The sequence below is a fragment of the Idiomarina sp. OXR-189 genome, assembly GCF_034373425.1.
GTDB classification, from domain to species: domain Bacteria; phylum Pseudomonadota; class Gammaproteobacteria; order Enterobacterales; family Alteromonadaceae; genus Idiomarina; species Idiomarina zobellii.
The window spans coordinates 1279155-1298094 of the sequence record NZ_CP139706.1 but is presented as its reverse complement, the minus strand read 5'-3'; the positions used below and the strand labels follow the sequence as shown (position 1 = coordinate 1298094).

Genomic DNA, 18940 nt, shown 5'->3' with positions numbered 1-18940 from the left:
GGTAGTAAATAGTGCTGATTTCAACAATCGAAGATTACATCTCTGAGACAGGGAAGCATGAAGACGTTTGGTTTCGGGGAGTATCTTCGAAAAGCTACAGTCCAAAGCCAAAAGTTCATTGGGCAGGTATCTCCAGAGATCTAGAGGATGACCTTGTCTACAACTTTCTAAAAGATCATTTCAAATACCATTCACCAAAGAACGATAACCCCTGGTATTTATATTCTTTGATGCAGCATCATGGGCTACCTACCCGCTTACTAGATTGGACTAAATCTCCATTAGTGGCTCTTTACTTTGCTCTAACTCAGCCAGAGGAAAAAAAACATAATCCTCGAGTTTGGTTACTAAACCCTTATCGATTAAATAGTACCGTCCTCGGATATGAGAGGGTGTACTGCCCCTCTCAGTCCAACTTACGCTACATTAAAACCAAGAACTATTTCTGTACAAAAGAGCTTGAGCTTAAGCCTTACAAAGCGGATGTTAGCATTAAATTACTATTTGATTCATATCTACCAGCAAACTTAGTCTCAGACGAAGTCCACCGTAGGCTCGACTTCCCAATTGCTATAGACACAATACCTTTAGATGCCCGTATGTCCGCACAACAAAGCGTTTTCACTATTCATGGAAAAGATTCTTTTGATCTGGCAAAACACAGCTCGGACCACCTTATTGATTACATCGATATCGATTACTCTGCCAAAGAAAAAATATTACAGCAGTTGTTCAAGTTAGGATTCAATGAGGATTCGATCTACTGCACGCTGGACTCTTTAGCTCAACGAATATGTCGAGAGCGGTTAAGCGAACTCTGAAGTAGCAATACTAAAAAGCTTCAACAAAGGACTCGTAATCGCCGTCTTCAAAATAACTATTGCAGGAATAGCATCGCCATGATCCTTTAGCGTGGACCTGGAGCCTTATTAACTGCACTTCTTTGTCGTAACATCGCTGACAAAATGGGCCATCTTTTCCATCTACTTCATTCACCCAATACGAGGGAGCTTCCCAGAAAACGCTTTCTTTCAGCTCTAGAGCTTTTTTTAAATCGGCTAGCTCCTGGTCTTTCGAGATAAGGTCATTCTGAATACTAGCGACTTCTAATTTTGCATCTGCCAATGAACTAACTAACTCCGCTATTTGTAGCCTTGTTTCAGCTTTTTCCAGAGTTGAGCCACTTTCTTTTATAACCTTCGCTATATCACTCGCTGCTTTTATACTTCCCAACGCTGCCGTCACAGAGTTCACATCTACCATTGTCTTATCCCTCAAGAAAACTTTTCTAAAAATCATGGGGTGATATGGCGTCGAGAAACAGAAGATCTATCCCCACAAACTAAAGTATCAGTTAATTATGTAGCTTCAATTACTTTGGCCGGACCGGCCACCGTAGTTGTCGCTCAATATGTTGATTTAATATAATGCCCAAGTCGAATATACCATAGTGCCTCGAACACAGTTTAGCCCTATAAGAATCTAGACTCGGATATGACCTGAGCCACCACTTCTATTTTTATACCATTATACAACTGTTCAGCTAAGCTATTAGGCTAAAAAATCTAACTTATTCAGAGCGGAAAGATAACTGGAGTGGTGTAAACGAGCCTACACCACTCCGATTAGCTTATAACTCCAATTCGACAAAATCTCGGTCAACGTCTTCCTGAGTAATTCCTATATAACGCAAAGTTACAGCCTCGGAGCTGTGACGTAGCATCTTCATTACCCTGGCAATATCATTGGTGTTCTTGTAAAGATGGTAGCCTCTGGTTTTACGCATGGAATGCGTACCCAAGTCGATACCAACCTCCTCGCCTATTGTCGCAAATGCTTGCGAAACATAACGACGGCTTAGCGGTTTAGTCGGTCTATTTTTGGATCGTTGGTTGCGATAAGACTGAAAGAGATAAACGTGATCAGGATGTTCAGAGCGAATACGAGCGATAACCGCCCTCGCCTTTTCATTGAGTTTAATTGTCGCTAGCTTCGAAGTTTTGCCTTCGACTAGCAACAGGCGGTCGTGCTCGATATTTTCAAACTTGATGGATAGTAAATCTGAGATCCGCAACGCCAGGTTCAAGCCAACATCCCAAACATCAGCAATTTGCTGTCCGTAAGTTCGTTTGAGAAGGTAGCTGATGAGCTTTACGGTATCCAGATCCTTAACCGCTTGTACCTCGGCCATAATCTAGTTCCTTTTTTGCTGTAAAACGTGATTTTGAGTACTTAAGGGGGTATAAAGGGGGAAATAACCTGTTTTCAGTGGGTTTGCTTGTTCCCATTTCGTTAATTTGGGAACAAGATTAGGAAGGCACGTTATTGAGTAAATTCTTGTTTATAATGTATGTTTGAAATATCGATGATTTGACTTGTTGAGCCATACTTGCTGATGGCTTAGTGCATGGACAAAAAGGTAACAAAAGTGTCAAATACCAATCACCATCAGGATGTTCAGAGCATTCTCGAACTCTATTCACAACGCACTGAAGTTGGCTTATTACTTAACGCAGTAATTCAGTGGCTGGAAAACGAAATAGAAGGGTCTATCGCTTCTATTATGGTAGCAGACAAGCATAATAACGAACTTAGAATGCTCGGCAGTAAAAGCTTTTCAAACCACTTTATTTCAAACATGCAAAAGCTTGAGATTAAACATGGTAATGGAACCTGTGGTTCCGCCGCGTGTTTAAAAAGCTTAGTAATTACCGAGAACATAGAAAATGACACGACATGGCGACCGTATTGGAATTTAGCCAAATCAGAAGGGCTAGAGGCCTGTTGGTCTTACCCTATTATTGATGCAAATGGTGTATTTTACGGCACCTTCGCAACTTATTATAGGCAACCTCGGTCACCAGAAGCCGAAGAGATCGAACTTATAAAACGGTTAAGTCAGCTTACGGCTGTGATTTTTTCGTTTCACACTGAGCGCTCTAACTACCAATTACTATCATCCCGGTTTGGCTCACTGTTCACACAACATCCCGATGCAATTTTTGAGATAGATACAGAAGGCTATTTTCTCTTAGCTAACCAATCGACATTAAAGATAGCTGGTGTATCTGAGAATGAAATGCGCGGGACGCACTTTAATGAACTTGTCGTTGAGTCACATAGAGACAAAGCGGCGGACGCATTTCGAAAAACGTTATCAGGTCTCACTAGTAATTATGAGATATGTGTCGTTAATTCTGATAATGAACTTTTTTGGCTGGATGTTACAAATACCCCAGTAATCTCTGGTAAAACGATTACCGGGGTCTTTGGTATCGGTCGAGATATTACAGCTAAAAAGGAGCAAGAAAAGCAGCTTCAATTGTTACGCAAAGCCATTAATGACAGTCCGTATGGAATTGTGATGAACGAAGCGAATTCGCCTAACATGCCCATTACCTATGTGAATAACACATTTTGTGAGATGACTGGTTACTCAGAAGATGAAGCTCTGGGCCAAAATAGCTGTTCATTTTTACAGGGGCCTGACACTAACACCGACGTTTTACAAACGTTACGCTCAGCTCTTGAAAATAAACAAGAGGCTAGTGCAACCTTACGACACTACCGCAAAGATGGGACTTGGTTTTGGGACGAGCTATTCATTTCCCCTGTATTTAATAATGAAGAGCAATGCACTCACTTTATCTGCTTCAAACGAGATGTCTCAAAAGAGCGACAAGCCCAGGACTATATAGCAAACTATCGAAGGCTTGATGCATTAACAGGACTGTTGTCTCGTAGCTCTTTTGACCATCAACTGGCGTTAGAAGCAACTCGGTTTAATAAAGATGAGTTTAAATTAACAGTTCTGTATATAGATATTGATGATTTTAGCTCCATGAACGAGAGTTTAGGTCATAATTCAGCCGATATATTACTTAAAGCGATAGCAGATAGACTCAAGCATCTAACATCATCATCTGATACATTAGCGCGAGTCGCTGCGGATGAATTTATTTTATTAAGAGTCCATAACCAGAGCACAGAAGAGGTTGATGCTTTTGTAAAGCTTATTTTGACTAAATTAGAAGAACCTTATCACATCGAAAGTAACTCAATTCGTATTAGTGCCAGTATTGGCGTAAGCGAGTGTTTAAGCAAACAACCATACCACGAGCGATTAGTGTCATATGCATCATCCGCACGCCTGGAAGCTAAGCAACAAGGTGGTAACACTTGGTCTTGGTTTAATCAAACTGGCAGCTCTTTATTAGAGAGTGAGTATGCCACTATTCGTTTTGAACTTAGAGAGGCAATAGATCAAGAACAGCTTCGAGTATTTTATCAACCTATTGTGAGAACTCAGGATGAGTCTATTGCAAAAGTTGAAGCACTGATCCGTTGGGAGCATCCCAAAAAGGGCATGGTGCCTCCGGGGCACTTTATACCGTTAGCTGAAAAAACAGGGCAAATAATACCTATTGGCGAATGGGTATTATCTAAAGCTTGTAAAGATATTGCTATAATTAATAAAAAGTCTGAGAAAAATTACGGGGTTACTGTTAATATTTCACCACTTCAATTTCGTCGAGAAGGCTTTATACAGCAACTTAGAGCGGCATTAAAAGCAAGTAAGCTAGCCCCAGACTTGCTAACTCTAGAAGTGACTGAAAGTGTATTGGTTATGGGTGCAGACCGCACTATTGATATTCTTAATCAAATAAAGTCAATGGGCGTTAAAATTGCGATTGATGACTTTGGCACCGGTTACTCTAGTCTAAGTTACTTGCGAGATTTACCCGTTGACACACTTAAATTGGATCAAAGTTTTATTAAAGGGCTGCCTGATAACACGCAAGACGCTGCAATAGTAGAAGGAGTGATCAAGATCGTTCATCAGCTAGGTATTGATATCGTCGCCGAAGGGATTGAGAGTGTTCAACAAGCAAACTTTTTAAAAAAACTTAACTGCGACTACCTGCAAGGCTTCTACTATGCCAAACCCTCTGCTATCGATGAGCTATTTATAAATTAATTTTATGTAAGACTAGGCTCTTACTTTTTATACAAAAAGAGTAAGAGCCTTTCAACTTAGTCTTCAAGTTTATTCATCTGTTTAACAATGTCGTTACTAAGTTCGTTTAACTCGTCAGTGTTATTCGAAAGTGTTTCTGCTTGCTGAAAAGCTTCGTCACAAAGCTCACTTAATACTTGAGTACTATGACTGACATTCTCAACCGCGTCACTTTGCTGCTTGCTAGCCTCAGTGACTAAGTCAACTTCGGCATTTATATCCCTAACGGAGTTAACTACTCGACTAAATGATTCAATGGTTGATGTCGAAATTTCTCGTGCTTCTTTTGATGCTTCCAGCGCTTGGTCACTGATTTCCCCAGATGACGCTATCACATCACGCAGTTCACTCGTCATACTAACAATATCGCTTGTTGTAGCTTTAGTTTTTTGCGCTAATGAGCGCACTTCACTAGCTACTACCGCAAAACCTCTTCCGTGTTCCCCCGCCCGAGCAGCCTCAATTGCCGCATTTAGCGCAAGTAAATTGGTTTGCTCCGTCACACTTTGAATAAGCTCTACAAATGAACTTATTTTTTCCGCACTCTTTTCGACTAACTCAAAGCTAGTATCAAACTTTTCCACGGCATTGACTAGTTTTTGTAAACGTTCAGCAAGTTTGCCCATCTGTTTTTCAGCATCACTACTCACCTCTGTAACGGACTCAGTACTACCACTTATTCTTTCAATAGTTGAGGCCATTTCGGTCATACTAGCAGCAACTTCCTCAATAGTTGACGCTAAACCGCTGGACTGTTCACTAAGCTTCTCGCTATTGGTATGTGAACGATCTGAGATTGATGCTGTACGTTCCGCTAGATTACTTAATTTTTCTGTTGTATCGTCCACGTGCCCTAAAATACGACTAAATCGCTTTAAAGCACGATTTAAAGCGCGAGCAATCTGACCAAACTCATTGTCACTGCTTAAGCTCACTCTTGGATCAAGATTCCCATCGCTTACTTCTGTAGCCATACTTTTTAGTTCTTTCATGGCTAAATTTAAAAAGCGACGGGAAATGATAAAAAAGATAATAGCTAATATCGCAATTAATAATCCTGGGATAGCTAAAGCTTCCACAGACATTTCAATCACCAATGGGCTAGCTACTGTTAAAAGCAAAATGACAAGGAACAAAAAATTAATCTGGTTAATTCTTGCCTATGTAGCGTCAATTACCTTGGCCGGTTTTCCGGCAATTATCCTGGCCGGTTGATACCGATTTTTAACTACCGTTGCTCATTGCCATTTTGCGACGGTAACTTTCACCTTCACAATGAAGGATTGTCGCATGATGCACCAGCCGATCGATGGCGGCGATGGTCATCGTTGAGTCATCGAACAGTTCATCCCATTGCTCGAACGACTTATTTGATGTGATGATCATGCTGTGTCTTTCGTATCGATGTGCGATTAGCTCGAACAGCACACTGGTTTCCTGCTCGGTTTTGCGAACGTAACCTACGTCGTCCACGATAAGCAGGTTGTACTTATCCAGTTTCAGTAACTCATCCTGCAACCGAAGGTGCTGTTTCGCTTGTTGTAGCTGTTGCACGATGGCTGACGCCGCGATGAACTTAACCTTATAGCCCTGCTCGATAAGCCCGTAACCGATGCCACTGGCGATATGGGTTTTACCCAGTCCGCTGGCTCCGAACAGTAAGACGTTAGAGCCCAGTTTCAACCACCCGGGTTGGTTAACCAGATCGATGATCTGGTGTTTCGAGATACCGTCGACCAGATTAAAGTCGAAGTTGCCAAGGTTTTTTCCAGCCGGTAACTTTGCGTCTTTTAGCAGCCGCTGTAAGCGTTTGTCTTCACGGTTTGCCAGCTCGATATGGCAGAGCTCCGATAAGTATTGCTGGGGGCTCCACTGCTCTTTAACGGCTTTATTGCCCAGCGCATCCCACTCCTTAACCATGGTGGCCAGCTTAAGCCGCTTGAGCATGAGTGATAATGAGGCCGTTGTGTTATCCATGCAGACCTCCCGGTATCATACTGGCATACGAGCTTAGACTGTGTTGCTTGATGGTAAGTGATGGTGCTTTCGGCTCGATAACTAAAAAGCGCTCTTCGCATTCCCGGATGGCCGGTAATTGTCGCTGGGTAATTGACGCAGCAATAAATCGGCCTAATTGACGCTCACAGCCGCTTTGTTTGGCTAAATGAAGCAGTTTTACCATGTAATAGCTGGCTTTATCGGCCGTTAGCGTGTCGTCGACATACTCCCAGATGGTCTTGTAATTGTCGTCCGGTAATAGGTCATCGCGCAACTGTGAGTGGCGGAACGCACGCGGTTTCTTAGCCAGTGCATCAATAACATGCCGGTAATTGACGCTGCGGGCGCGACCACCTTTGTCGGCATAGACTCGCTCAAGCTCCATCACGAAGTCGGTGCCGTAAAATAGCGCTAACCGGTCATCATAAAGCCGTACCAGCAATCGGCTGTCAATAAGCCGTGATGGCACCGTGTAGGTGACGCGCTTGAGGCAAATCGTGCTTGTCCGCGACACCGTGACATAATGCTCGGTGTAATTGACGCTCATTGCCGTGGGCAGCGGCTGTAATTGCCGCTGCTCGAGTTGGTATTTGTCGCTGACGCGGCGATTACGCCGTGCTACCACACTGGCGACAAAGGCTTCATACGCATCACGGCTGTCGAAGTCATAACTGCCGCGGATTTTTAGTGCTTGCTCGACTTGGGACTTGGTGTGTCCGTGCGGACTTTCGATAGCACCGTTCTCATGCGCAACACCCGGATTATTGCGTGTTGCTTTAAAACCGTAATGCTTCACAAGGTCGTTGAAGCGCTCGGTTAAGTCATCAGCCGATGAGTGATTCTTATAAGCGGCACTCAGGCTGTCGGTACGGACTTCCCGAGGCACACCACCGGCAGCATGTAGCGCATTTTGTAATCCATCAGAGAAAGCCGCAAAGCTTTCACCACCGTAGATGACCTGCACGAACGCCCAGCCGCTGGCCGGCATCCGGTAATGAAACAGCATGTGCTTTAATGGCTCACCGGCAATGGTGACCGGCGATTTCACATGAGTAAAGTCGGTAATACCGAGCGCACCATATTCATGCGTTTGTATAAACACAACGTCTTTAGCAGGCCCGTGTAACGACCGCCATTTACGGATGCGGCGCTCAAGTGTACGACGCGAGCCGGGACTGAATTTATCAGTGTGATATTCGCAAAGGTGATCAAAAACGCCCACCGGCGTAATGTCATTATCCTGCTTGAGTATGGGAACAACAACGCTATCCCATACCGCTTCAAGCGGATCTTTGCGGGTGCGCCACTGGCGCTTACCGTCGTTCGTTTGTTGATTGGCTTTATCAAGGCGCCGGGCTGATCGCTCTGAAATGCCTGCCTTAGCAGCAGCGACAACTTGGCTATTTCGTGTTCTGTGTTTCATATAGATCATGACCTGTTGATCCGTGATTCGTGTTCCCGGCACAGTGAACTCCCTCCGTTCTGCTGTGCCGAACCTTATCAGATCAACCGGCCAAGATAATTGCCGCTAGACCGGCCACCGTAATTGTCGCTCAATACTTGCCAAAGAAAATTTAGATATACTCAAAAAACGTCCTCAAAAATATGCAAACCTTCATAAAAACTGGCGGAAATATACACTAATCTTCCATTTTTGCACTATCTTTTTAAAAATCAACTTTGTGTTGGGCTAGTAACTTCCCCCACCACTCCATCATCTCAACTCGTTCATCCCAATACTCAGCCTTATGCGAATAAGCGCCCTTCACCTTGTTTTGTTCAACGTGTGCCAATTGACGCTCGATAGCGTCAGAACGAAACTTCTGGTCGCTCTCATGCAGCGTTGACGATGCCATAGTTCTAAAGCCATGTGGCACGGCCTTCTCTTTCAAGCGTCCATCCGGGTAATGTGCATTGTCCTGATATTTAAGGTAGGTTTTGGCGACTCTGCCGTCTTTAGTGTCCTTCGCTTTGGGAAAGTAGCCCATTTTAAACATAGCCTGGCGCATTGTGTTATCGGACATGGGTTCATCCGGCTTAGTTTCAGACGGGAATAACAGTTCATAGTGGTCGGTAATGCGTTTGATGCGTTTAATGACATCAAGAGCCTGGGCAGATAACGGTACCTCGTGTGGCCGCTTCATCTTCATACGCTCTGCAGGAATCGACCAAACCCTGTTATCTAGGTCAAACTCCTCCCACCGAGCGCCTCTTAGCTCACCTGAGCGCACAAACGTCAGAATCAATAACTCGATTGCCAATGCGGTCAATTCCCTACCCGTCTGCGTATAATTAGCAAGATCCCGCATGAAGAATGGTAGGTTATTAATGTCCAGGGCTTCACGGTGAACAACCGGTTTGGATATAACTTTGACAGGCCGCAGCAGACGAATGTCGACATCATCTTCCAGTGAGTATTGATCGACTACGTATTCAAATAAACGCTGTGTATCGTCGGCTATGCGTTTGGCAGTCTCGTGGTGACCCTTGGCCTCAACATTCTCAATTAAACGTCTGATATCCTCTTTACGGACGTCAGTGATCAGCTTGTCGCCGAGTTTTTTAAGAATGCCGTTTTCAAGACGCTTCCATACCCTGGCCTTATGATCTTCAGACCAGGTTCGAGCTGTTGCCTGCGATTGGTACTCTAACCATTTGGCCGCATAAAAACGCAAGCTATTATCATTCGCATTTGCAGGTTTGGTATCACCAGGATCGATACCATCAGCCAACATGGCCTTGGCTTTGATAGTTGCGTCTTTTGCTTGCTTGAGAGTTACGTTAGGAAATACGCCCAGCGCCAGCGTCTTCTGCTTCTTATTGAAGCGATATTTCAAGCGCCAATATTTACCGCCCTGCTTTCTTACGAGCAGCCGTAAACCGGTGCCACCTGCTACCCGATACCATTCATCACGTTCTGAGGGTTTAAGGTGTTCGACGTGCTTATGCGTTGCTATGACTAGCTTGTCATTAGACATGGTGCTACATCCATATAACCGAATTGAGATAGCACCAAAAGTAGCACCACTTAATATCGATTTGCAACGATTTATTGTAGACAGAGATAATCAGGATTTTCCGTAAAAGCCAGTAAATTCAATGGCTCGCGGCATTTAATAGACTTTGAAATAATCGGAATTGGTGCCCGGGGCCGGACTTGAACCGGCACGCTGTTACCAGCGAGGGATTTTAAATCCCTTGTGTCTACCAATTCCACCACCCGGGCACTACAAGAAGTGTTCTCGAATAATGGAGGCGGGTCCCGGAGTCGAACCGAGATCCACGGATTTGCAATCCGCTGCATAGCCATTCTGCCAACCCGCCAGAATTTGGAGCGGGAAACGAGATTCGAACTCGCGACCCCAACCTTGGCAAGGTTGTGCTCTACCAGCTGAGCTATTCCCGCACCGTCATCTGCCGAGGCATTCTACTGTTTAATCTTTTTCAGTCAATGACTTTTTATCAAATTTATGACTGTTTGCGCAAATTTACGGCAAAGCTGCTAATTTCTAGTCAATTCCTTGCTGGCGCCACGTAAATATTCCCACATTGACCACACGGTCAGAACAAAGGCTGCGTAGAATAAAACAATAGAAATCCAGAAAATATAGATATTCGCGTTCCAAATTAAACCAATAAGCGCGACCATTTGCGCAATAGTTTTCAGTTTACCTAAATTTGATACCGCAACTTTACCGCGGTTGCCACTTTGCGCCATCCACTCACGTAAGGCACTTACAATAAGCTCCCGGCAAATCATGGTTAACGCAGGTATGGTTATGTAGGCCGCATTAAAGTCCTCAACTATCACCACTAACGCCGCCACAACCATGGCTTTATCCGCCACCGGGTCTAAAAACTCACCAAATTTAGTGAATTGATTAAAGCGACGTGCAACAAAGCCGTCTAATGCATCGGTAATAGCGGCAAGCCAAAAAATAAAGGCCGCCCAAAAACGAGCATCTTCAAAGGGCAAGTAAAACACCACCAGAAACACCGGAATCAGAAAAATCCGAAAGCTGGTCAAAATATTAGGGATATTCCACTTCATTATCCGCTGTTTCCTTATTTGGTTTTACTCATCCCGAAACGAGTAATAAATTTTTTCCGCCATTGCCTGGCTAATACCAGGTACGCTAGAAAGTTTACTAATACTAGCGTTTTTTACCTCTTGTAATCCACCCAGATTTTTCAAAAGCGTTTGTCGACGTTTAGCACCAATGCCTTCTATTTGCTCTAAAGTCGATGTTTTCTGCACTTTCGCGCGTTTCTGACGGTGTCCGGTTATTGCAAAACGGTGTGACTCGTCACGAATATGCTGAATTAAATGCAGCGCACTGGCGTCTTTACTTAACGGAATAGTCTCATGACTGCCCGCCATAATGAGCGTTTCAAGCCCCGGTTTACGGGACTCACCTTTTGCTACACCAATAAGCATCGGGGCATCACTGCCCCAGTCCTCGAAATACTTCTCAGCTTGTGACAGCTGCCCTTTACCACCGTCAATAAATAGAATATCGGGTATGTTGCCCTGCTCTCGCGCTTTATCATAGCGCTTTGCCAATGCTTTAGACATAGCGGCGTAGTCATCCCCCGGAGTAATTCCGGTAATATTATAGCGTCGGTAGTCGGACTTTTTCGGCCCGTTTTGATCAAACACCACGCAGGAAGCTACCGTCTGCTGACCCATAGTGTGACTAATATCGAAACACTCCATACGCTGAATGGGTACACCAAAATCCAGCACCTGCTGTAACGCCGACGTACGACGGTTCATGGTGCTTTGTTGGTTCAGACGGCTCTCCAGCGCATTCACTGCGTTTTTTGCCGCTAATTGCTGATACTGTTTCCGTTCACCGCGAACATTGTTTTGCATTTTCACCGAACGATTGAGCGCCTGCCCCATGACTTGTGCCAGCACTTCATCGGGCTCTACTGTGTCCGGCAGAATAATTTCACGGGGCGTTTTTCGGCCCGCATTATCTGATAAATAAAACTGCAGCAAGAAGGCACGCAAAACTTCCTCGTCACTGGTGTCCGCCGGCACTTTCGGGAAATAGCTGCGGCTGCCCTGTAAGTGGTTATCCCGTATAAACATCATTTGAATGGTAGTCATGCCATTACCTCGAGCCATGCCAATAACATCAAGCTCCTGCTGCGCACCGGTAACCGAGTTGCGCTCCTGAGTCTTACGCAAAGACGCTATTTGGTCGCGAAACCGTGCCGCTTTTTCAAATTCCAACGCCTCACTGGCTTGCTCCATTTTGGTCACCAGCTCATCAATAACTTGCTGATTTTTTCCATTCAGAAAATGCTTTGCCAACTGGACTTGTTCGTTGTACTCATCATCGGTGCATTTATTAACGCAAGGCGCCAGACAGCGTTTCAGTTGATACTGCAAACATGGTCTGGTACGAGCTCGGTAATAGGAGTCCTGACACTGACGAATCGGAAATAACTTCTGCATCAAATTAAGACTTTCGCGCACCGCACTACCATTTGGGAAGGGCCCAAAGTAGTCACCTTTCTCTCGGCGCGCACCTCGGTGAAAACCCAGTCGGGGGTGCTCATGGGAGGTCAAAATAATATAAGGGTAAGACTTGTCGTCACGCAATAAAACGTTGTAGCGCGGTCGGTATTTTTTAATAAAGCTGTTTTCGAGAATAAGAGCATCTGCTTCCGTGTCGGTCACAGTGACATCCATTGACGCTATTTGCTTAACCAAAACTTGAGTTTTGACGGCGTCAACTTTTTCTCGAAAGTAGCTGGAAACTCGCTTTTTGAGATCTTTCGCCTTTCCAACATAAATAACGTCGCCCGACTCATCATACATACGGTATACACCGGGTTGATGAGTCAGGTTCCGAAGAAAGTCTTTGTAATTAAAGGTTACTGAATTGCTATTTGTCATCTACCTTCAAACTGAATTAGGTCAACCAGACCCGATTGAATTGCCATATGTGACAATTGTACATCACCATCAATGCCAAGTTTAGAGAAAATGCGGTAGCGGAAGGTATTTATTGTTTTACTACTGATGCACAAATGTTTTGCAATTTCTCTAACCCGAATGCCGCGGCTTAGCATTTGTGCCACCTGCAACTCTCTATCTGAGAGAGCATCGACCATTCCCTGCTGCTTGCGACTGCGCGGGTTCCGCGCTAAGTATTCAGCAACCGGAGCGGCAACATAAATGCTTCCTGTTTTGAGGGTCTTTAGCGCTTGTACAAGCTCGTCACTATTAGAGGATTCCAGTAAATAGCCATCGACCTGACTAATACCGCACTGAAAGTTAAGAATATCTTGCTGGTTTCGGCCCCAGACAATTAACTGTAAGTCGACATGTCGCCTTTTAATGCGTCGCCAGTGCTCGACGGTTGCTACTCCAGAGAGTTGACTGCTCAAAATAACGAGTGCATCATCGTGTTTGTAACACGCTTGTCTCAGCGCGTTCATTGAATTAACCACTTCAATTTGCGTATGAAAGTGCTGTTGTATCACAGCCGCCATCCCTGCGCTGGTGATAGGATTAGGTATCGCTAAAATAATACGGTTCATTAGCCATGTTCCTTATTGCGTATTGGTTATATTATTGTCCTTAAAGTTGATGAACTCGTACCCCTCTGCCCGAATTCGGGAGCGAATATTCAGTGGTTTTCATTAGCCTCGCAACTTGCTTTTACAAATCTTTACAATAACCAGCAATTTTGCAGTATTCGTACGTCGATGGTTTTATGCGCTACTCTTACAGAGCACGTTTGGCGTGGGCTTTATCGTCTTGCTTGATCTAACATGTCCCACAAATAACAGGCTAAATAACTACGATACGGACTGGCTCTTTCAGGAATAATGTAAACATCCTGATCTTTCAGTTGGCTGATAGCTTTTCGTAATGAAGAGTCCTGAATGGGAAAAAGATCTTCATGCGCAAAGTGAAACATAGCAAGTATCGATGCAGTCCAGGGACCAATACCTTTAAGCTTAGTCACATCACTAACAAGCGCCTCTGATGTCATGCTTGCCCAATTTGCAATCCGCTCAGGCTCGGTTTTCTGGCAATGAGCAACGCTTTGAATTGCTGCCGCTTTTGTGCGACTCACGCCACAATTTAGTAAGCTATCGGTTGGCAGGTAAGCTATCGATTGTAGGTCTAACGACTGTGCAGCTTGCTCCGCACGTTCAATAATGGTTGCCGACGCTTTAAGCGACAGCATTTGCCGAATAATAATTCGCGGTAAGGCGTCAATGACCGGCGTATTTGAAGGTTTAAGAGGCGCACGCTCAGGCAATTGCAACAACACCAAATCAAACCCTGGTTGGGTATCAATAAGGTGTTGTTTTATAGATTGTGCCGTCGTTTGCATAAAGTTAAGCAAACACAGTAAAGGTTTGACGACTTATTGCCAATAACTCATCGTTGTCTGACCAAAGACCGGCCCGACTATGACCGTAACCGTTTTCAGCATGCTCGATAAAAGCTTCATACTGATACCAGTCATGAGTACTGAAGTCTGCTAACGGCTTATCAGGAAACTCAATAGTCCAGGTGAGCGACGATGCGGGCGCTGGCTGATTTAAGTGTGGTAACACGGCCGGTGGCCAGGCATCCACTAACGCTAAAATAGCCGCTATGGTCAGTTTCTGCTGCTCGTTTCTGAAGCGTACCCAACCACCGAAGGTTCTTCCAGGTTGTCCGCTAAACGGCATTCCTCCGGAGGTAATTCGATAATCAAAGTTCTTCGCAAATTCAGGGACAATATCAGCCTCTGGCAAGCCCGGGCCGTCGTTAACAGTCTTTAAGTCTGGCGGTGTTTCACCACTAACAGACACTGAAGACTGACGCCTTTTACCTAAGCTTGCTAAACCAGCAAGCATCACTTCATTATTTTGAGTGAGTTCAACGGCAACCTGCAATACCGAGGAACCTTGACGGAGCACTCGATAATTTAAAGTTGCATCTCCCGGCGTTGCCGGCGCAACAAAAGAAATAGCAAAGCTGCGCAGATGATAGTCTTCCGGAAACTGTTGCAGAAGAAATTGCGCAGCAACAGCGGCACTAAAACCACCAAAAAATGCCCGCCCCTGTGCCCAGCCTTCAGGTAAGGTAATGGTTTGGTTGTTCTTGTCACTCTCAATTAACGCTAAAGTCTCGTGAAACTGCATATCGCTTCCCTGTTAAACAACTGTTTGAATTACTGATTAGGATACTATTTAAAAAGGGAATGACAAGAATGTAATGGCAGAAATGAAAAAGCCCAACTCAATGAGTCGGGCTTTTTCATCTAAATTTGGCGGAGAGGGAGGGATTCGAACCCCCGGTGGGTATGAACCCACGCCTGATTTCAAGTCAGGTGCATTCAACCGAGCTCTGCCACCTCTCCGAATTGTTGTTTTCAATGACTGTGTCGTTGAAAACGATGCGAATATTAAAGACCTAAATTCCGCTTGTAAAGGAAAAATTTAAATAAAGGTACTGTTTGGGCGTTTATTAGACAAACTGTCTACTTTTTACTGGAAATTACTGCCCTAACACCCCATTTATGCTGTAGTATTTAGGAAACTTTTTTAATAATAAAGCGTCTTAACAGACAGTAGTTCAACACGGAGAAATCTATGAACAATCGCAGTCAGGTATATGTCGGTCAGAATGAATCGGCACTGGCCGTCAATAAAGTACTACGTAACACTTACACCCTATTAGCAATGACTTTGGCCTTTAGTGCCGTTGTTGCAGCTATTAGCAGTGCAATGAACTGGCCACACCCAGGGTTGATTTTAACCCTAGTTGGTTATTTTGGTCTGCTGTTTGGTGTTTATAAAACCAAAGACAGTGCTATGGGCTTGGTCTTCACCTTCGGCCTGACAGGCTTCCTGGGATACACCTTAGGTCCAATTATTAATATGGCCCTATCAATGCCAGGCGGCGGCGAAATGGTTGCTACGGCCCTCGGCGGTACCGCACTTACTTTTTTCGCTACCTCAGCTTATGTTCTGACGACTAAGAAAGACATGTCCAAGCTAGGTGGTTTAGTAACTGCCGGTATCATCATGGTTATTGTTGCCGCTATTGCTAACCTGTTCTTCCAAATGCCAGCTCTGCACTTAGCATTGTCAGCAATAATGATTCCATTGATGGCTATGCTGATTATGTGGCAAACCAGCGATATTATTAACGGTGGCGAGCGCAACTACATCTTAGCGACAGTTACTTTGTATGTGTCTATTTATAACCTGTTCGTCAATTTGCTAACATTACTAATGGCATTTGGCGGCGACGAATAATCGTCATTTACACATAATGTAATGCGCCCCGCAATGCGGGGCGTTTTTGTATATAGGCTATTAACTATTGGAAAAACGTGGCTAAACTCACTCTTATTTTGCAAAGCTCGGCGTCGAATCAGAAACGCTCACTGGATGCTCTAACCTTTGCAAAGAATGCTATTAAGCAAGGACATGAAATAACCTGCCTGTTTTTTTACCGACAAGCGGTTGATCATGCCGTTGCGCAAACACCTGCAGAAAACGAGAAGCTGATTCAGCAATGGAGTGATTTTAAAAACCAATCTGGCACCCCCTTGGTGGTTTGCCATACCGTGGCTGAGCGCATTGGTATAGATGAGTTTCATCCTAGCTTTGAAACTACAGGACTCACCGCCCTATCCAAAGCCATAGCCACCAGTGACCGGACATTACAATTTTAGTCCCATGAAAAAAATAGCCATAGTACAAAGCAGCAATAACCCGAACACAGCAACCGAAGCACTCGATGTCGCCCTCGCACTGGCGAGCTTCGACACACCGGTACAACTTATCCTTATTAACAGCGCCACTGATGTATTAGTGAAAGCACCGTCAAAGCGGTACGCTATGTTGGACTTATTAGATGCTGAGCCTATTGCTCTGTGTTCAAACTCAGACATAGACATTGATGCCCTTCCGGCAAATATTGAAGTGACCACTATTAAAACGGAACAGCTGAAACAACATCTGAATCAGTTTGACGAGGTGCTGCAGTTCTCATGAAAACTTTGCATTGGATACGGGACAATTCACTGTCAGCATGGTTAGAAATGCACAGCCATCTGCTTGGGCAAGACGATGCGTTTTTAGTGTCAGAACAAGCTCTAAAAACACTTCCTGACAGCTCGCCAGTAGCGCAAACTGTTTATGCTCGTAAAGGCGATATCGAGAGCTCAAAAGCGACCGAACCTAATTACCTTGTGGTAAAATCGGACGAAGAATGGGTTGAACTGGTTCTCAGTTTTCAGCAGCAAATGACCTGGTAGTCCGCATGATTGAATTTAACGGTAAAACATACGAAACCGACAAGCACGAGTATTTAGCCAATATTAATGACTGGAATGAAGAGCTGGCCCTGCATATTGCGGAGCTTGAAAGCATCGATATGACACCGGCACACTGGGAAGTGGTCAATTTTGTACAAGACTTTTACCGAGAATTCGATACCAGTCCGGCTATGCGTGTTTTAGTGAAAGCCATGAAAAAGCAGTTGGGAGAAGATAAAGGCAACAGTCGTTACCTTTACAAATTGTTCCCGAAAGGCCCGGCTAAGCAGGCCACACGAATTGCGGGCCTGCCGAAACCGGCTAAATGCATTTAGGGTTAACCTTAGCCCTTAATAACTTCAAGGCCACCCATATAAGGCCGCAGGGCTTCAGGCACAACTATTGAGCCGTCTTCCTGTTGGTAGTTTTCCAGTACAGCAACTAACGCCCGGCCTACTGCTAAACCCGAGCCATTCAATGTGTGCATAAGCTCTGGTTTCTTTGCACCTTTACGACGGAAGCGAGCCTGCATACGACGCGCTTGAAAGTCCTGCATATTTGAGCAAGAACTGATTTCACGGTACGCCTGTTGCGCTGGTAACCATACTTCTAAGTCGTAAGTTTTAGCGGCGCCAAAGCCCATATCGCCAGTGCAAAGCAATACCTTACGATACGGCAGTTCAAGCTTTTGCAGCACAGTCTCAGCATGCCCGGTCAGTTGCTCTAGCGCGTCCATTGATTCTTCAGGTTTTACTAACCAAACTAGCTCGACTTTATCAAACTGATGCTGACGGATAAGGCCACGGGTATCTCGACCATGAGAGCCGGCTTCACTGCGGAAACAAGGCGTATGTGCCGTAAATTTAAGCGGCAGTTCGTCTTCGTCGGCTATCTCGTCACGGTATAGGTTCGTTAACGGTACTTCGGCCGTTGGAATCAGTGACATTGGAATTTGGTCTTGTGACTCCCCTTCAATGTGGAATAAGTCTTTACCAAATTTCGGTAACTGCCCTGTTCCCAGCAAAGAATCCTGATTCACCATATACGGCACGTAGGTTTCTAGATAACCGTGCTCTTGTGTGTGCAAGTCCAGCATGAACTGAGTCAGTGCGCGATGCAGGCGAGCAATGCCACCCCGCATGACAACAAAGCGCGCCCCTGTTAATTTCGCGGCAGCTTCAAAGTCCATACCTTTAGCTAAGGCTTCGCCAAGATCAACGTGATCTTTTACTTCAAAGTCAAAAGACTTAGGTTCTCCCCAGGTCAGTACTTCCTGGTTTTCACTTTCATCTTCACCTTGCGGCACTTCGTCTGCTGGCAGGTTAGGCACACCCATAATAATGCCGTTAAGCTCTTCCTGAATCGCTTTAAGTTCTTCTTTCGCGCTATCCAGCTGGTCACCTAAATCACTCACCGCATCCAATAAAGGCTGTATGTCTTCACCGGCAGCTTTTGCTTTACCAATCGCTTTGGAACGACTATTACGTTCAGCCTGAAGTTGTTCAGTACGTACCTGTACCTCTTTACGTTGTTCTTCAAGCTTGCTGAGTTTAGCAACGTCTAAGTCGAAGCCTCTTTTAGCAAGTGCCTTTGCGGTATTGTCTAATTCCTCTCGGAAGTATTTAGCGTCTAGCAT

General features: G+C 44.8%; 19 protein-coding genes and 4 tRNA genes. 7 read left to right on the top strand and 16 right to left on the bottom strand.

Annotation, left to right across the window (positions count from 1 at the left end):
• Positions 1 to 11 precede the first annotated feature (11 nt).
• On the top strand, positions 12 to 821 hold the full coding sequence (locus tag UM402_RS06435; RefSeq protein WP_322295472.1) for an FRG domain-containing protein: 810 nt from the start codon (positions 12 to 14) through the stop codon (positions 819 to 821).
• A 10-nt stretch (positions 822 to 831) separates the two neighbouring features.
• Here the strand turns inward: UM402_RS06435 and UM402_RS06430 are convergent, their stop codons facing one another.
• Together UM402_RS06430 and UM402_RS06425 are read right to left on the bottom strand one after the other, a co-directional pair.
• Positions 832 to 1263: a hypothetical protein gene (locus UM402_RS06430; RefSeq protein WP_322295471.1), complete on the bottom strand. Its 432-nt coding sequence runs from the start codon at positions 1261 to 1263 to the stop codon at positions 832 to 834.
• Positions 1264 to 1630: 367 nt separating this feature from the next.
• The gene (locus tag UM402_RS06425; RefSeq protein ID WP_322295470.1) at positions 1631 to 2191 is read right to left on the bottom strand and encodes a tyrosine-type recombinase/integrase; all 561 of its coding nucleotides are present in this window, start codon (positions 2189 to 2191) and stop codon (positions 1631 to 1633) included.
• Positions 2192 to 2407: 216 nt separating this feature from the next.
• Between UM402_RS06425 and UM402_RS06420 the strand changes: the two genes are divergently transcribed.
• Positions 2408 to 4978 carry an EAL domain-containing protein gene (locus UM402_RS06420; RefSeq protein ID WP_322295469.1) on the top strand — a complete coding sequence of 857 codons (2571 nt, stop codon included), beginning with the start codon at positions 2408 to 2410 and terminating at the stop codon, positions 4976 to 4978.
• Positions 4979 to 5034: 56 nt separating this feature from the next.
• Here the strand turns inward: UM402_RS06420 and UM402_RS06415 are convergent, their stop codons facing one another.
• From UM402_RS06415 to UM402_RS06355, 13 genes are all read right to left on the bottom strand, one after another.
• Positions 5035 to 6102 (bottom strand): methyl-accepting chemotaxis protein, encoded by a 1068-nt coding sequence (locus UM402_RS06415; protein WP_322295468.1) that lies wholly within the window; start codon positions 6100 to 6102, stop codon positions 5035 to 5037.
• A 139-nt stretch (positions 6103 to 6241) separates the two neighbouring features.
• Positions 6242 to 6964, bottom strand: a complete 723-nt coding sequence (gene istB / locus UM402_RS06410; protein ID WP_416182886.1) for an IS21-like element helper ATPase IstB — start codon at positions 6962 to 6964, stop codon at positions 6242 to 6244.
• 22 nt (positions 6965 to 6986) lie between these two features.
• Entirely contained in the window at positions 6987 to 8480 is a 1494-nt protein-coding gene (gene istA, locus UM402_RS06405) for an IS21 family transposase (RefSeq protein WP_322295311.1), read from the bottom strand.
• A 202-nt stretch (positions 8481 to 8682) separates the two neighbouring features.
• Positions 8683 to 9993, bottom strand: coding sequence for a tyrosine-type recombinase/integrase (locus tag UM402_RS06400; protein WP_322295467.1), 1311 nt, complete (start codon positions 9991 to 9993; stop codon positions 8683 to 8685).
• A 161-nt stretch (positions 9994 to 10154) separates the two neighbouring features.
• Positions 10155 to 10241, bottom strand: a tRNA-Leu gene (locus UM402_RS06395).
• Positions 10242 to 10265: 24 nt separating this feature from the next.
• A tRNA-Cys gene (locus tag UM402_RS06390) sits at positions 10266 to 10339 on the bottom strand.
• Between the two features lie 6 nt (positions 10340 to 10345).
• Positions 10346 to 10421, bottom strand: a tRNA-Gly gene (locus UM402_RS06385).
• Positions 10422 to 10517: 96 nt separating this feature from the next.
• The gene (pgsA, locus tag UM402_RS06380; protein WP_058579208.1) at positions 10518 to 11066 is read right to left on the bottom strand and encodes a CDP-diacylglycerol--glycerol-3-phosphate 3-phosphatidyltransferase; all 549 of its coding nucleotides are present in this window, start codon (positions 11064 to 11066) and stop codon (positions 10518 to 10520) included.
• A gap of 24 nt (positions 11067 to 11090) precedes the next feature.
• Positions 11091 to 12926, bottom strand: coding sequence for an excinuclease ABC subunit UvrC (gene uvrC / locus UM402_RS06375; protein WP_058579209.1), 1836 nt, complete (start codon positions 12924 to 12926; stop codon positions 11091 to 11093).
• A complete protein-coding gene (locus tag UM402_RS06370; RefSeq protein WP_053953601.1) occupies positions 12923 to 13573 on the bottom strand; it encodes a LuxR C-terminal-related transcriptional regulator in 651 nt (216 codons plus the stop codon). Before UM402_RS06370 ends, uvrC begins: the two co-directional genes overlap by 4 nt.
• 212 nt (positions 13574 to 13785) lie before the next feature.
• Positions 13786 to 14379, bottom strand: a complete 594-nt coding sequence (locus UM402_RS06365; RefSeq protein ID WP_058579579.1) for a DNA-3-methyladenine glycosylase family protein — start codon at positions 14377 to 14379, stop codon at positions 13786 to 13788.
• Positions 14380 to 14383: 4 nt separating this feature from the next.
• Positions 14384 to 15178, bottom strand: a complete 795-nt coding sequence (locus UM402_RS06360; RefSeq protein ID WP_058579210.1) for a thioesterase family protein — start codon at positions 15176 to 15178, stop codon at positions 14384 to 14386.
• A 126-nt stretch (positions 15179 to 15304) separates the two neighbouring features.
• Positions 15305 to 15396 (bottom strand) — tRNA-Ser (locus tag UM402_RS06355).
• Positions 15397 to 15628: 232 nt separating this feature from the next.
• Between UM402_RS06355 and UM402_RS06350 the strand changes: the two genes are divergently transcribed.
• From UM402_RS06350 to UM402_RS06330, 5 genes are all read left to right on the top strand, one after another.
• Positions 15629 to 16297 (top strand): Bax inhibitor-1/YccA family protein, encoded by a 669-nt coding sequence (locus UM402_RS06350; protein ID WP_053953598.1) that lies wholly within the window; start codon positions 15629 to 15631, stop codon positions 16295 to 16297.
• Positions 16298 to 16374: 77 nt separating this feature from the next.
• Positions 16375 to 16719, top strand: a complete 345-nt coding sequence (tusD, locus tag UM402_RS06345; protein WP_058579211.1) for a sulfurtransferase complex subunit TusD — start codon at positions 16375 to 16377, stop codon at positions 16717 to 16719.
• A gap of 4 nt (positions 16720 to 16723) precedes the next feature.
• Positions 16724 to 17041, top strand: a complete 318-nt coding sequence (locus UM402_RS06340) for a DsrE family protein (protein ID WP_058579212.1) — start codon at positions 16724 to 16726, stop codon at positions 17039 to 17041.
• Entirely contained in the window at positions 17038 to 17304 is a 267-nt protein-coding gene (locus tag UM402_RS06335) for a hypothetical protein (RefSeq protein WP_058579213.1), read from the top strand. The genes UM402_RS06340 and UM402_RS06335 overlap by 4 nt, the downstream gene beginning before the upstream one ends.
• A gap of 5 nt (positions 17305 to 17309) precedes the next feature.
• Complete coding sequence (locus UM402_RS06330; RefSeq protein WP_058579214.1) at positions 17310 to 17639, top strand: TusE/DsrC/DsvC family sulfur relay protein; 330 nt, start codon at positions 17310 to 17312, stop codon at positions 17637 to 17639.
• A gap of 8 nt (positions 17640 to 17647) precedes the next feature.
• Here the strand turns inward: UM402_RS06330 and serS are convergent, their stop codons facing one another.
• Positions 17648 to 18940 (bottom strand): serine--tRNA ligase, encoded by a 1293-nt coding sequence (gene serS / locus UM402_RS06325; RefSeq protein WP_058579215.1) that lies wholly within the window; start codon positions 18938 to 18940, stop codon positions 17648 to 17650.

Coding starts and splice junctions, on each gene's coding strand:
- uvrC (WP_058579209.1), bottom strand. CDS start 12,926: ATGACAAATAGCAATTCAGTAACCTTTAATTACAAAGACTTTCTTCGG.
- UM402_RS06400 (WP_322295467.1), bottom strand. CDS start 9,993: ATGTCTAATGACAAGCTAGTCATAGCAACGCATAAGCACGTCGAACAC.
- UM402_RS06350 (WP_053953598.1), top strand. CDS start 15,629: ATGAACAATCGCAGTCAGGTATATGTCGGTCAGAATGAATCGGCACTG.
- UM402_RS06415 (WP_322295468.1), bottom strand. CDS start 6,102: ATGTCTGTGGAAGCTTTAGCTATCCCAGGATTATTAATTGCGATATTA.
- UM402_RS06360 (WP_058579210.1), bottom strand. CDS start 15,178: ATGCAGTTTCACGAGACTTTAGCGTTAATTGAGAGTGACAAGAACAAC.
- UM402_RS06370 (WP_053953601.1), bottom strand. CDS start 13,573: ATGAACCGTATTATTTTAGCGATACCTAATCCTATCACCAGCGCAGGG.
- UM402_RS06365 (WP_058579579.1), bottom strand. CDS start 14,379: ATGCAAACGACGGCACAATCTATAAAACAACACCTTATTGATACCCAA.
- UM402_RS06340 (WP_058579212.1), top strand. CDS start 16,724: ATGAAAAAAATAGCCATAGTACAAAGCAGCAATAACCCGAACACAGCA.
- pgsA (WP_058579208.1), bottom strand. CDS start 11,066: ATGAAGTGGAATATCCCTAATATTTTGACCAGCTTTCGGATTTTTCTG.
- serS (WP_058579215.1), bottom strand. CDS start 18,940: ATGCTAGACGCTAAATACTTCCGAGAGGAATTAGACAATACCGCAAAG.
- UM402_RS06425 (WP_322295470.1), bottom strand. CDS start 2,191: ATGGCCGAGGTACAAGCGGTTAAGGATCTGGATACCGTAAAGCTCATC.
- UM402_RS06335 (WP_058579213.1), top strand. CDS start 17,038: ATGAAAACTTTGCATTGGATACGGGACAATTCACTGTCAGCATGGTTA.
- UM402_RS06330 (WP_058579214.1), top strand. CDS start 17,310: ATGATTGAATTTAACGGTAAAACATACGAAACCGACAAGCACGAGTAT.
- istB (WP_416182886.1), bottom strand. CDS start 6,964: ATGCTCAAGCGGCTTAAGCTGGCCACCATGGTTAAGGAGTGGGATGCG.
- UM402_RS06430 (WP_322295471.1), bottom strand. CDS start 1,263: ATGGTAGATGTGAACTCTGTGACGGCAGCGTTGGGAAGTATAAAAGCA.
- UM402_RS06420 (WP_322295469.1), top strand. CDS start 2,408: ATGGACAAAAAGGTAACAAAAGTGTCAAATACCAATCACCATCAGGAT.